Origin of the sequence: Acinetobacter sp. VT 511 (assembly GCF_001077515.1) — a bacterium.
GTDB classification, from domain to species: domain Bacteria; phylum Pseudomonadota; class Gammaproteobacteria; order Pseudomonadales; family Moraxellaceae; genus Acinetobacter; species Acinetobacter schindleri.
The window spans coordinates 1-13010 of record NZ_LFRE01000054.1 but is presented as its reverse complement, the minus strand read 5'-3'; the positions used below and the strand labels follow the sequence as shown (position 1 = coordinate 13010).

12 protein-coding genes are annotated in these 13010 nt (G+C 41.8%); 5 read left to right on the top strand and 7 right to left on the bottom strand.

Annotation, left to right across the window (positions count from 1 at the left end; genetic code table 11):
- Nucleotides 1-22: 22 nt before the first annotated feature.
- The 5 genes from ACS72_RS05515 to ACS72_RS05495 all read right to left on the bottom strand — a co-directional run bounded on the left by ACS72_RS05515 (nt 23) and on the right by ACS72_RS05495 (nt 6842).
- Entirely contained in the window at nt 23-1276 is a 1254-nt protein-coding gene (locus tag ACS72_RS05515) for an OprD family porin (RefSeq protein WP_048881515.1), read from the bottom strand.
- Between the two features lie 54 nt (nt 1277-1330).
- Nucleotides 1331-2470 (bottom strand): acyl-CoA dehydrogenase family protein, encoded by a 1140-nt coding sequence (locus tag ACS72_RS05510; RefSeq protein ID WP_048881497.1) that lies wholly within the window; start codon nt 2468-2470, stop codon nt 1331-1333.
- A 73-nt stretch (nt 2471-2543) separates the two neighbouring features.
- Nucleotides 2544-4430 carry a feruloyl-CoA synthase gene (locus tag ACS72_RS05505; protein ID WP_048881496.1) on the bottom strand — a complete coding sequence of 629 codons (1887 nt, stop codon included), beginning with the start codon at nt 4428-4430 and terminating at the stop codon, nt 2544-2546.
- A gap of 76 nt (nt 4431-4506) precedes the next feature.
- On the bottom strand, nt 4507-5958 hold the full coding sequence (locus ACS72_RS05500) for an aldehyde dehydrogenase (RefSeq protein WP_048881495.1): 1452 nt from the start codon (nt 5956-5958) through the stop codon (nt 4507-4509).
- Between the two features lie 50 nt (nt 5959-6008).
- Nucleotides 6009-6842, bottom strand: coding sequence for a p-hydroxycinnamoyl CoA hydratase/lyase (locus tag ACS72_RS05495; protein WP_004892382.1), 834 nt, complete (start codon nt 6840-6842; stop codon nt 6009-6011).
- 262 nt (nt 6843-7104) lie between these two features.
- On the opposite strand from ACS72_RS05495, the gene mhpT reads away from it, so the two are divergent.
- The 3 genes from mhpT (at nt 7105) to ACS72_RS05480 (ending at nt 9715) form a co-directional block, all read left to right on the top strand.
- Nucleotides 7105-8343 (top strand): 3-(3-hydroxy-phenyl)propionate transporter MhpT, encoded by a 1239-nt coding sequence (gene mhpT, locus ACS72_RS05490; RefSeq protein ID WP_048881494.1) that lies wholly within the window; start codon nt 7105-7107, stop codon nt 8341-8343.
- Between the two features lie 71 nt (nt 8344-8414).
- Nucleotides 8415-8861, top strand: coding sequence for a MarR family winged helix-turn-helix transcriptional regulator (locus tag ACS72_RS05485; protein ID WP_048881493.1), 447 nt, complete (start codon nt 8415-8417; stop codon nt 8859-8861).
- 164 nt (nt 8862-9025) lie between these two features.
- On the top strand, nt 9026-9715 hold the full coding sequence (locus ACS72_RS05480) for a GntR family transcriptional regulator (RefSeq protein WP_048881492.1): 690 nt from the start codon (nt 9026-9028) through the stop codon (nt 9713-9715).
- A gap of 108 nt (nt 9716-9823) precedes the next feature.
- On the opposite strand, the gene ACS72_RS05475 is transcribed toward ACS72_RS05480, so the two are convergent.
- Both ACS72_RS05475 and ACS72_RS05470 read right to left on the bottom strand, forming a co-directional pair.
- Nucleotides 9824-10765 carry a PDR/VanB family oxidoreductase gene (locus ACS72_RS05475; RefSeq protein ID WP_048881491.1) on the bottom strand — a complete coding sequence of 314 codons (942 nt, stop codon included), beginning with the start codon at nt 10763-10765 and terminating at the stop codon, nt 9824-9826.
- 57 nt (nt 10766-10822) lie between these two features.
- Entirely contained in the window at nt 10823-11896 is a 1074-nt protein-coding gene (locus ACS72_RS05470) for an aromatic ring-hydroxylating dioxygenase subunit alpha (RefSeq protein WP_048881490.1), read from the bottom strand.
- A gap of 398 nt (nt 11897-12294) precedes the next feature.
- On the opposite strand from ACS72_RS05470, the gene ACS72_RS17315 reads away from it, so the two are divergent.
- Nucleotides 12295-12690, top strand: a complete 396-nt coding sequence (locus ACS72_RS17315) for a transposase family protein (RefSeq protein ID WP_008306679.1) — start codon at nt 12295-12297, stop codon at nt 12688-12690.
- A partial coding sequence (locus ACS72_RS05465; RefSeq protein WP_048881489.1) for a transposase occupies nt 12638-13010 on the top strand: 373 nt, incomplete at its 3' end. The genes ACS72_RS17315 and ACS72_RS05465, both read left to right, overlap by 53 nt.

The following is a 13010-nucleotide window of genomic DNA, read 5'->3' as shown; positions in this document are numbered from 1 at the left end:
AAAACTAGAGCCTTTGAAGGTATTATTTAAATTTCCATGTGTAATCAATATTGATACGGGTTTCATTAGCCGGTTTAATATTGGCAGTAATCGGCATATCATTATCATAAATTGCATAACGTGCACGTAGCCCAAGGTTTTTCAGTGGGCCATTTTGCACGGTATAACCTATGTCAAAGTCGAGTTCATCTTCCTCAAAATCGGTGCCTCCGAGTTGCGGCGCATAAATATTGCTACCATGGGTATAACGAGTCATAAAACGTAAACCCGGAACATAATCTTTAAAGTCATATTCATAACGGGCACTATAAACACGTTCTTTGGCATTTAAGAATTCGCCGGTCCATGTATCGATGGTTAAGCCTGTTTCACCGCCAGTTAGATAAGGAAAGGCCGTGTCACCTAGATGATGGAAAGTCGAAAGAATAAATTTATGGTTTTGATGCTTTAGCTCTGAGTGGCTATGGATTAGATTGTTATCTACTTTACCTGCTTTGGCAGCACCATCAGCATCACTCATATAATAACGTAGCTGGCTGGTCAGTGCGGTATCCTCATTAAAGGCATGCTTGTAGGTGACGCCCAATAATGATTGATGATACAGATCTTCGACATCCATATGGAAGGCTGTCAGTTTTAGCGGATAATTGTTGAAATCATAATGGCCACCAAAATAGTACAAATGATCTGTTTCAACCGATCTATAACGGCCGTTTACCCCAGAGATTTTAATGTTTTCATAATTGGTCGAATCACGGTGATTGACCTTGTCAATAAAGGATGCTTGTAAATCGAGACCCTGCACATCTTTAGACTGAACTGCAACCCCGCGATAGGTTTGAGGTAACAGGCGCGCAGGGGAACCAACAAGTACTGGTGTCATCGGTTGTAATGTACCGATGCGGACTTCAGTTTGAGCAACTTTGGCTTTAGCCGTAATCCCAATTTCCCCATATTGATCTGCTGGCTCATTGGTTCTGGCATTACGTGGCAGGTTTCCTGTACCACCATACTTTGCATCAGCATCCAGCTTAAACCCTGCGGTGGCCAAAATGTCGATACCAAATCCAATAAGGCCTTCGGTATAACCTGACTGGGCTTTTAAAATGAAGCCTTGGCTCCAGTCCCGGAGTGCCGGATAGCGGTTTTCAACCTGGAAATCGCGATCAAAGTAGAAGTTGCGAGCCGTTAAATCCACTTTACTTTGCTTAATAAAACTATTGGCAAAAGCAGGTGTAGTTAAAAGTAAAAACGGTGTGATCCATAAATTTTTCATCATTATTTCATCCTGAAACATTATTGAAAATATTGTTTTTAAGTCATGCGTGTTTTATTTCCCCAAGAGTTCGCGTGCTACGATCTCCTTCATAATTTCATTGGTTCCCCCATAAATTTTTTGCACACGCGCATCGACGAAGAAGCGCGAAATTGGATATTCCTGCATATAGCCGTAGCCCCCAAACAGTTGCAGGAGCTGGTCAATGACTTCACATTGGGTATCAGTAATAAAACATTTCAATGCGGCCACTTCAGTCACACTTAGAGCATTTCGGCTATATAGGTCTTTACAACGTTCTACAAATGCTTCAGCTGCAAGTGCTTTAATTTGCGCTTGCGCAAGCACAAAACGTGTATTCTGGAATTGCGATAAAGCTTGACCAAAGGCTTTACGTTCAAGTACATACTCTTTAGTAATGTCAATGGCACCTTGGATTGCCCCAAGTGCCATGAGTGAAATGCTGAGACGTTCGCGTGGGAGTTCTTGCATCAGATAGCTAAAACCATGACCCTCTTGACCCAAAAGTTGACTTTTAGGTACATGAACTTGGTCGAAAAACAGTTCAGCAGTGTCTTGGGCATGTAGTCCAATTTTTTTCAGGCCACGTCCTTGTTTCACTCCATCTAAATGAGCATCAACGAGTAAAATGGAGATGCCTTTGGCTCGTGCTTGCGGGTCAGTTTTTGCAACCAGTACGATTAAGTCGGCATGATGTCCGTTGGAAATAAAGGTTTTGGAACCGTCTACCACATAATGATCACCATCTAAAATGGCTTGGGTGCGAATCGCTTGTAAATCTGAACCAGCATTGGCTTCCGTCATTGCGATCGCGGTGACCACCTCACCTGAGACCATCTTGGGTAACCAATATTGTTTTTGTTCTTCGCTACCAATATTTTGGATATAAGGGGAGACAAGTTCGCTTTGTCCTCCAATACCGACTGCCAAGGCAGTAAAACCGGCTTTGGCGGTTTCCTGGACCAGCATTTGTGAATAGTGAATCGGCGCACCAAAGCCCCCGTATTCTTCAGGAACATCAACACATAAAAAGCCGTTTTCCCCAAGCTTGTGCCATAATTCACGTGGGATTAAGCCTTGTTCTTCCCAAGTTTCATAAAATGGTGCAACATGTTCTGCTAAAAAACGTTGATAATTATCACGAAATAGCTCGAAATCACTATCTTTTTGCATAGAATTATCCTTAATTTGGATGCAACTGCCCAAGCAGCGCTATAAAAAGCACTGCTAAATTCAGGGTAAGGGCTTATTGTTTAAGGGTTGGAATACGAATAATCAGTGGATTATTGACATGTTTCTCATAGAGTTCCTGCACCATGGCAGCACGACGTTTTAAAATGCCACTCTGATTTAAGTTACCTTTATCAGTGGTTTCTCCGGCATCCAGCTGTGGAGCTTCTGTCATTAAATACAGCATTGATACGGTATTTGAACTGCCAGTAGCATCTTTATTGAAGTCCACCAGAAATTGTTTAAACCATTGCTGCACTTTAGGGTGGCTCAACACTTCTTGGGCCGTCGTGTGTTTAAGATCTAAACCGGCATATTCAGCACAAGCTGAAAGTTTCGGGAAAATCAGAAAACCAATCGCATTCAGGTTAGAACCGGTAATGCAGACATCTTGAATCAGTAGATTGCCATTAATCAGGACTTTATTCCGTAAGGTGCCCACATTAACAAAGGTGCCAGTATTGAGTTTAAAGTCTTCGGCAATACGTCCGTCATACATAAGGCCTTGGCTTGGGTCGTTTGGATCAACAAGTTTTACAGCATCGCCGGTACGGTAAAACCCTTCTTCATCGAAAATATCAGCTTGTTGTTCTTGAGGCAGACGCCAATAATGTCTCATGACATTTTTGCCACGAACACAAAATTCAAGTTTATCGCCACATGGTGCCAGTTTGACTTCACAGCCCGGCGCTGGATAGCCAATAAAGCCTGCCATGACTTTAGGACCTGTAGTAAATACACAAGATGGCGCGGTTTCTGTCATGCCTAAGCCACTCATAATACGGATGCGTTCACCGCAATGGGCTTGTGCAATCTGATCCAGACGGTTCCAACCTGCTTCAGATAGTGCAGCTCCAGCAAAAAACAATACTTTGACACGGCTAAAGAATTTTTCACGGAGTTCAGCATCCTGTTCAAGTGCTACCGTGATTTCTTCCCAACCTTTCGGTACATTTAAATATACCGTTGGTGCAATTTCTTTCAGGTTACGAATAGTTTCATCCATTTTTCCCGGCACCGGTTTGCCATCATCAATATAAATCGTACCGCCATTATAGAGCGCAATTCCGACATTATGGCTGCCCCCGAAGGTATGATGCCATGCCAACCAATCGACCAAAATCGGTGGTGTTTCCTCAAATTCAGGGAAAGTTTGCAGCAACATTTGCTGATTGGTGCAGAGCATCAAATGTGTGGTCGGTACTGCCTTTGGCATTTTGGTCGAGCCAGAGGTAAATAAAAATTTGGCAATTTGATGTTCATCAATCTTTTCGTAGTGCGCTTTAATATCTGTAATTCCAGACTCAAGAAGCGTAGAGAAAGCAATACAAGTTTTTTCACCGAGTTTGCCAGAGTTTGTAACGACTTCAATATCATCAGCATTACGGCAGTACTCAATGGCAGTAGCAAAATCCTCCCCATCATTGGCAAAAACTAAACCTGGCGTGAGGACATCAAAGACATGTTTGAGTTTGCCAAAATCTTTGGAAATTAAAGAATAAGCAGGGGAAATAGCTGAAAATGGGATCCCTGCAAGCATTGCGCCCATGGATAAGGTGAGGTGTTCGAGATCGTTACCAGACAAAATAACAATGGGACGTTCGGTCGATAAATGCGGATATTGTTTTAAGCTTTGGGCGATACGCCATGCACGATTCGCAGTTTCTGCATATGTCAGTTCAATCCATTGACCTGAACTATCACGTTTAGCAGCGAAGACACGGTTTGGGTATGTTTCTGCGTACTGTAATAAACGATCGGTCAATTTTTGCGGATAAGGCTTAAGTTGTTCTTTGGGAGAAATGTATAAGACGTCATTCTTATATTCAACATGTGTTTCATGACTGCCTAATTTAACAAATCGTTCAGGATACTTATGTGATTGAACTGTCATGTGTGCCATTGTTATTACTCCATGTATTTTTATCTATTCTTTTTCAACGAAAAGAGTTGACTTCATGTCAACTCTCTTACTTTCGTTAAATTGGGTAGTGGCGTGGGCTGGTTTGTATGGTCACCCAACGTAATTCAGTAAACTCAGCCACAGAAACTTTACTGCCAAATCGTCCATAACCACTTTGTTTGACACCACCAAATGGCATTTGTGCCTCATCATGTACAGTGGCACCATTGATATGGCAGATACCGGATTCAATCCGTTTTGCTACGGCAAGCGCCTGTGCTAAATCTTGGCTAAACACAGCTGCTGACAAACCAAATTCAGAATCATTTGCCAATTCTACGGCGTCATCAACTGTTTTAAAGCGTTGTACTGTGCAGACAGGACCGAACGATTCTTCGGCATAAATCTGCATTTCTTTGGTGACATCAACCACTATTGTAGGTTGCATAATAGCACCTTCGATGTCCAAACCAAGTGGTAAATTTGCACCTTTTTCACGTGCATCTTCAATTAACTTCCCAATACGTGCAGCTGCTTTTAAGCTTTCCAGTACACCAAGTGGGGCATCACTCTCAAGTGGATTGCCAGCGCGAATAGTTTTGACCTTCGCCACGAGTTTTTCGATAAAGGAATCAGCAATTTTTTCATCAACAAGAACACGTTCTGTCGACATACAGATTTGACCTTGGTTAAAGAATGCACCGAAGGTCACGGCATTGACCGCTTCATCGATGTCAGCTTGATCAAGCACAATTACAGGTGCTTTCCCACCAAGTTCGAGCAGGACCGGTTTTAAATATTTTGCCGCTGTTTCAGCAATAATTCGGCCCACATGGGTTGAACCGGTAAAATTAATACGCTTGGTTAGTGGGTGGCTAATTAAGCGTTCTACAATTTGAGGAGCATCTTGGGCCGCATGGGTGATGACATTGACTACCCCATCTCCAATCCCTGCTTCATGTAACACTTCACCAATCAGACGATGTGTTGCAGGACATGCTTCAGAGGCTTTAAGAACCACAGTGTTACCGCAGGCAAGAGGCATTGCTAAAGCACGTGTGGCAAGAATCACAGGGGCATTCCATGGTGCCATCCCGACGATAACACCACAGGGTACGCGAATGCCCATCGCCATGTTGCCCGGCACATCTGATGGAATAATATTGCCATCAATTTGTGTGGTCATAGCAGCAGCTTCACGTAGCATATTGGCTGCAAGGTGAACATTAAAACCATACCACGTTGCAGTTGAACCTATTTCATGAATCGCAGTCTGAATAAATTGTTCAGTTTTTTGATCCATCAGGTCGGCCGCTTTAAGCAGTTTTAAACGACGGTCTGTTGGAGAAAGGGCAGACCATGATTTAAATGCCTCGTGTGCGGATTCGATCGCACGATCAACATCCGATAAAGTTGCAGCAGCGCTAATTGAAGCAACTGAGCCATCGATCGGACTGATTCTTTCAAAAGTTTGTCCTGAACTTGCTGCAACGGATTGACCGTGAATAAGTAACTGTACGTTTTGCATGGCAAATGTTTCCTTACATGTCCATCATGACGAATGTGAATTGATACTGCTTAAGCAGGGCGTTTGTAAGCTTGAAGACCTGGCTTAATTGACTTGTCATCAAGGAATTGCTTCAGACCTTGTTCACGACCACCTTCATCATCACGATGATTACATTGATCCAGTTTTGCGTATAAATAATCTTCGTTTTGTTCCCAAGTCAGTTCACGGCAACGTTTGAAACCATTTTTCGCAGTACGCAGTACAACTGGATTTTTCTCAAGCAGGTTGTTGGCAAGTTCAGTTACTTCAGCACGAAGTTGAGCAAGTGGAACACTTTTATTGACTAAGCCCATATTGGCAGCTTCAACACCTGAGAAGGTCTTGCCAGTCATAATGTAGTACATCGCAGTACGGTGGCCAACTGTATCCGCCATTGCTTTGCTTACAAGGTTACCTGGTGGGATGCCCCAGTTAATTTCAGATAAACCAAAAGTAGCTTCGTCTGCAGCAATGGCAAGATCACAGGCAACCAGAGGAGAGAAGCCACCACCAAAACACCAACCGTTTACCATCGCAATTGTTGGTTTTGAATAGAAACGAAGTAAATGCCATTGCCAGCGAGATGCATCACGGCGAATACGTTCTTGGAAGATCTCCGGTTGATTATCAACTTCGCGGAAATATTCTTTCAAATCCATACCCGCTGTCCATGAATCACCAGCGCCAGTCAAAACAAGTACTTTTGCTGCAGGGTCAAGTTCTAAGGTTTCAAGTACATCTATCATTTCTTTATTGAGTGTTGGACTCATTGCATTTTTCTTTTCTGGGCGATTTAAAGTAACCCATGCAATACCTGCATCAACTTGTACATCAACGGTTTCCCAGCGGTTTTGATAAGACATGTGTTGCTCCTTAATGTTCGTTTTATGTCCTGATAGGATTTAATCTAATATCAGTTAAACTTACATTCAAGTCTTATTTTGCATTTTTTAAAAATAATTTATAAGACCATGTAATTTAATGAAATAAATATTTAAATTGTAAAAATATAAAAATAAATATTGATTAAATTATAAGTTTAGGTGATATTTTTTGAATTGCTTAGGACGGAAAGCAATACATAGGAAGTGTATGAATTAAAAAATTCTAAAAGGACAATAACGAATGGAAAATAGTGTAATTAGCAAAGGTAAAGCTACGCTTACACTCGTATTGTGTTTTGCAATTGCAGTGTTTGAGGGTTTTGATCTTCAATCGATGGGCGTTGCAGCACCACGGATGCGAGCGGAGTTTGGCTTGGACAATGCCCAAATGGCATGGGCATTTAGTGCAGCAATTTTGGGAACCTTACCAGGCGCAATCATTGGTGGACGGTTTGCAGACAAAATCGGGCGTAAAGCAGTTTTGTTAACAAGTATTTTAGTTTTTGGTGTTATGTCGGTGTTAACCGCCTATGCAGCAGACTATACCTTGTTACTGATTATTCGTTTCTTGACCGGTCTTGGGATGGGCGGTGCATTGCCAATGATGATTATTATGGCGTCGGAAGCTGTGTCGGAGAAACATAAAGGGATTGCTGTCAGTATTATGTACAGTGGTATTCCATTTGGCGGTATGTTGACCTCATTTGTCGCGATGGCACTTGCAGGTGATGCGCAGTGGCGGCATATCTTCTATGTCGGTGGTTTTGCCCCGATTTTATTAATTCCTTTACTAATTAAATTCTTACCTGAATCGAAAGACTATTTGACAGCAGCGAAGCAAAAAACTTCGACACCATTCTTTGAAGTGCTGTTTGCCAAAGAACGTCGTTCCTCTACCATTCAGATCTGGGTCAGTTTCTTCTTTACCCTTGTGGTACTGTATTTCCTACTCAACTGGTTACCTCTGTTAATGGGTGCACAAGGCCTAGGTAAGACGGAAGCAAACTATGTTCAGATTGGTTATAATATTGGCGGTATATTTGGTTCGATTTTAATGGGCGTCTTGCTAGATAAAATTCGAATGAGTACTACGGTCAAACTGATTTACATTGGTATTCTAGTCTCATTGTGTTGTCTGGCTATTTCACCAACCGTGGCATTACTTGTATTATCTGCTGTCGGATGTGGTCTATTTATTGTCGGGGGTCAGTCTGCATTGTATGGTCTTGCAGCCATGTTCTACCCAACTGAAATGCGTGGAACAGGGGTTGGTGCAGCGGTTGCAGTTGGTCGAATAGGTTCTTTTGCCGGGCCTCTTTTTGCAGGCATGCTGTTATCGCTCGGTTCAAGTTCAGCGATGGTCATTGGTGCAAGTATTCCACTTATTTTAATGGCAATGATCGCAGCGTTACTTTTGGTCCGTAAATCAAAAGTTTCACGGCAGGTCCCTGTATTAAATACATCAACTCAAACTCAGTAATGTGATGACTTAAGTATGGCCAATTTGGCCATACTTTTTAATGGTTAGAATTTAAGGTTGAATTAAGTATTATGGAACATCAGTTAAATCAACTGCCAACCCTGAGCTATATGATAGCTCGTGTTGATCGTATTATCAGTAAATTACTGAATGAACGCCTAAAGCCTTTAGATATTACTTTGCCTCAGTTCACGGCATTGTCAGTACTCGCAGCAAAAGGAAATCTCTCCAATGCCAAACTGGCGGAGCGTTCTTTTATCAAACCCCAATCGACTAATAAAATTCTACAGGATTTATTAAGTAGCGGCTGGATTAGTAAGGAATCGGACCCATCTCATGGTCGTCGTATTCTTGTCAATGTCACTCAAGCAGGGTTAAATAAATTAAGCGAGTGTCGGGCAGTCGTTCAGGAACTGGAACAAACGATGCTAAAAGGCGTGGATATTAATCTGGCCTTTTTGATCAGGAATAATCTTGAAATCATGGCCACTAATTTACAGCATTTTCAGGAAGGATAATTTTCTATATCATCAGGTCGGATTTGAGTTCGTCTAGCTACTTTTCAATGTCTATTCTTGAGGAAGCAATAACTTAATAAGCTGAATAGGATCTTCATGACTTCTGTTGAATTATTTTCATGCACCCGGTAGCATCAGTACACATATTATAAATGAGTAAGTCCATGTCATCAGGTCAGCAAGTACTGATTGAACTTAGAAAAATGATTATTTCAGGTGAAATTCCGGGCGGTGCTCGCATGGCTGAAATTCCAACAGCAGAAATGCTTGGAGTTTCACGTCAACCGGTGCGTATGGCATTTAAACTGCTTGAGCAAGAAGGATTATTATTAAAAAATCCAACCCGAGGCTATACAGTTAGAGAAATTTCGCCCAAGTTGATTCAGGATGCACTTGAGGTGCGAGGAGTACTTGAAGGTCTGGCAGCAAAAAAACTGGCAGAAAAAGGGCTAAGTACGCAGCAAAAAGATCAGTTAATGCAGTGCATTATTCAAATAGAGCCAATATTTAAAAAAACTGAACTAAGTAATGAGGATATTGAAATCTATCATTATTACAATACCATTTTTCATAATACGATTATTCAAGGCTCAGACAATGTCGCTATTGTACAGGCTCTGAGTAAGAATAATCAGCTACCCATGGCTTCTGCCCAAGCCTTAACTTATGATAAAAATAATCCGCTCTCAGAAATTCGCCGTCTGCATCATGCCCATATTCAACACTGTGCCATTTTCAATGCTTTAAAAAATCGTGATTCAGCACGAGCAGAGAGTCTGATGCGTGAACATAGCCATGTAGTCACTCTGGGCGATATGATGCGTTCTATTTTTAATTCACATGTGCATTCCTAAGGTTAAGCCTTTTCTTTAAATAAAAAAATCCCTTCTGAGGGTGCAGAAGGGTGGAAAGTGGAGAAAGATTAAACTGCTAGTTTTAATGAGATAGCAGTTTTTTATTTTTTAAAGATCAATAACTAGCATTTTAGATTTTGCACGCGAGCAGCATGGAGTAAATTGATCTTGTGCCGCCTGTTCTTCTTCAGTTAAATACATATCCCGGTGGTCAATTTCACCCTCTACTACCTTCACTAAGCAAGTACCACAAATACCCTGTTCGCAAGAAACAGGAATACTTACCCCAGCAGCTTCAAGTGCTTGTACAGCTGTTTGGTCTTGTGCAACATGGATCAGTTGGCCGGTTTTTTGAACTTTAATAGTGAAACTACCATCTTCACTAGTATCAATTGTTGGTGCACTAAAGTGTTCTTTATGAATATGCGTCTCAGGCCAGGATTGCTGTTGTGCTGTCTGAATCACAAAATCCATGAAGCCTTGTGGACCACATACATAAACATGATGTGCTAAGTCAGACTGAGCAAGCGCACTTAGTAAGTTGCAATGTGTGGCGGCTTCATCATCAATGTGCAGATGAACTGAATCACCGAGAAGATTGAGATCTTCATGAAAAGCCACTGCCGAACGGGTTTTAACAAAGTAAAACAGCTTGAAAGATTTGTTCAGTCGTTTTAACTCTTTGGCCATTGCCAGAATCGGTGTAATCCCAATCCCGCCTGCACATAGGACTGCATGTTCAAGCTCTGTATTCAACTCAAACAGGTTACGGGGTTCACTAATCTGAATGCGTTGCCCCACCTGTAACTGTTCATGCATAAAGCGTGAGCCACCACGCGAGTTGGGATCATTCAGTACACCAATCACGTAACGATGCTGCTCACTACTGCAATTCGCCAGTGAGTATTGGCGAATTAAGCCTTCGCCTATATGTACATCAATATGAGCACCTGCTTTAAAAGGAGGTAGAGGCTCCCCATTACAACTCATGAGCTCAAATGAATTTATTTGAGAATTGTGTTGATGGATCTGATGAATGGTCACTTCCATGTGAGTGCCGCTCCTAAAATTTAAAAAATCAAAATACTGTTCTAAAACTTTAACTATTTAACCAAGCGTGACTGACGGAATCTGCTCTTTGCCTGCAATCTCGTTAACCTGTTCTTGGCTAATCAGACGATCAATCACTTTGCGCGCTTGCACTCCGCCTGCATCAATATTCAGCATCAGCAACTTGCGATCAGGGTAGCGGAGCAGGTTTTGTTGTTGCTGTTCCAGCATGTCCAGATCTTCAGAGAAAATCTTGCCTTGACCTTCACGGATCCGATCTGTCAGTTCCGCATTCTCTGGCTGGAAGTGACGGGCCATACCCCAGAAATACCAGTGAGAGGTTTCTGTTTCAGGCGTAATAAAGTCCACCACAATAGAAGATACTTTATGCTCGGCAGCTGCCTGATAGCCACCTTTACCTGCATGTGCTACGCCAACTTCAATATGAACATTACTTGGCGCAAAGAAATGACAGATCTGCCAGCGGTCTACCGGAACATCATCCGCCAGATTGTTGCCTCTTAATGCCATTTGCCAAAATGGAGGTGCATAGATATTTTCCATATGACGTTCTGTAATAACATGATCCCCATCTATACGAGTAGTAGGTGCTGCTTCATCAATTTCTTTTTGTCCAATACTGGCTGAGTGAACATAAGTTTCATGAGTAAGATCCATCAGGTTGTCAATCATCAGGCGATAATCGCAATTGATGTGGAACAATCCGCCACCATATGCCCATTCAGGATTCTCTGCCCATTCAAGTTCAGGTAACTGATCTTCACTTGCAAGTGACTGGTCACCTGGCCACACCCAGATAAAACCGAATTTCTCTATTACACTGAAATTCTTGTTACATGGAAAACCACGAACACGCTGTCCAGGCATAGCAACTGTCTTGCCATCACAGCCCATAACTAAGCCGTGATAACCACAAACCAGATTGCCATCCTCTACAAAGCCTAAAGATAGTGGAGCACCGCGATGTGGGCAGAAGTCTTCTACTGCATAGACCTTATTTTCTTTACCACGATAAAACACCATCTTTTCACCACAGATCTGACGACCTAATGGCTTTTCCATAACTTCTTCAGGACGCGCTGCCACATACCAAGCATTTTTAATGAACATATTCTGATCTCCTTATCAATTGGATCCAATTTATGACTATTGATGCGAATAGTCAATACAAAATGTACAATAAAAGTATAAATTGGATCCATTAATAATATTAAGGGGTAAAATCTACTTTTATGATTTACTGATGCGGAGCTAGTTTCTTTAAGAAATACGACTTGTGAAAAATTGTTTAAACTTTTTATAGTTGCTTTCTTGAGCAGATTACGGATTCTGCCTAGTGTGAAGCATGGGAGAGTGCTATTTAAGACGTTCCTGTAAAGGGAAATAGTGTAATTGCAAAATCTGTAATAAGAACTATTTATTAGATCTCTTTCATAAATCAAAAAACGATCTTCTTTTTGGTTAATATTTGCACTCCGGATTTCTTAGCATTCGTGCATAATCTGCGGATGAAATACATCGATTCAAACAAGCTTTCTGATCCTCAGTTCAAGCGATACACAGGCATCTCATGGTCAACTTTCTATTTGATGGTTGAGCAATTGCAGAAGCATGTCTCTGCCAAAGGCAGACCGCCCAAGTTAAGCCTGGAGGATCAGGTTCTGCTCTGTCTGAGCTATTGGCGGGAATACCGAACCTTATTTCACGTTGCGACGAGTTACGGGGTTTCAGAGCCCACAGCCTCAAGAATTGTCCGTCATGTTGAAGACTGCCTAATTCGGTCCAATCTGTTTAATTTACCCAAAGATTTACCCGAGGGCGAAGGCATCGACTGGAATGTTGTGATCGTGGATGCCACGGAAATTCCAATCCAAAGGCCTAAAAAAACAGAAGAAAAGCTATAGCGGCAAGAAAAAGCCCCATACCTTTAAAGTACAGGCCATGATTCACTACAAAACTCAGCAAATTCTGAGTTTATGTACCAGTCGCGGTGCAGTGCATGATTTCGAGTTGTTCAAACGCAATTTAAACCAGATTCCTTTTGGGGCTTTTATCCTTGCAGATAAAGGCTATCAGGGGATTTATGTGTTGTATCCGAATAGCCTGTTGCCATTAAAAGCCAAAAGACACTGTAAATTGGATCCTGAATTGAAAATCTATAATCAAGAAATCAATAAAAGAAGAATCGGAATTGAGCATGTATTTGGCAGCCTGAAAACCTTCA

Excerpts from the sequence above, each read along its gene's own strand:
- ACS72_RS05515 (WP_048881515.1), bottom strand. The coding sequence starts at position 1,276 with ATGAAAAATTTATGGATCACACCGTTTTTACTTTTAACTACACCTGCT.
- ACS72_RS05510 (WP_048881497.1), bottom strand. The coding sequence starts at position 2,470 with ATGCAAAAAGATAGTGATTTCGAGCTATTTCGTGATAATTATCAACGT.
- ACS72_RS05505 (WP_048881496.1), bottom strand. The coding sequence starts at position 4,430 with ATGGCACACATGACAGTTCAATCACATAAGTATCCTGAACGATTTGTT.
- ACS72_RS05500 (WP_048881495.1), bottom strand. The coding sequence starts at position 5,958 with ATGCAAAACGTACAGTTACTTATTCACGGTCAATCCGTTGCAGCAAGT.
- ACS72_RS05495 (WP_004892382.1), bottom strand. The coding sequence starts at position 6,842 with ATGTCTTATCAAAACCGCTGGGAAACCGTTGATGTACAAGTTGATGCA.
- mhpT (WP_048881494.1), top strand. The coding sequence starts at position 7,105 with ATGGAAAATAGTGTAATTAGCAAAGGTAAAGCTACGCTTACACTCGTA.
- ACS72_RS05485 (WP_048881493.1), top strand. The coding sequence starts at position 8,415 with ATGGAACATCAGTTAAATCAACTGCCAACCCTGAGCTATATGATAGCT.
- ACS72_RS05480 (WP_048881492.1), top strand. The coding sequence starts at position 9,026 with ATGTCATCAGGTCAGCAAGTACTGATTGAACTTAGAAAAATGATTATT.
- ACS72_RS05475 (WP_048881491.1), bottom strand. The coding sequence starts at position 10,765 with ATGGAAGTGACCATTCATCAGATCCATCAACACAATTCTCAAATAAAT.
- ACS72_RS05470 (WP_048881490.1), bottom strand. The coding sequence starts at position 11,896 with ATGTTCATTAAAAATGCTTGGTATGTGGCAGCGCGTCCTGAAGAAGTT.
- ACS72_RS17315 (WP_008306679.1), top strand. The coding sequence starts at position 12,295 with ATGAAATACATCGATTCAAACAAGCTTTCTGATCCTCAGTTCAAGCGA.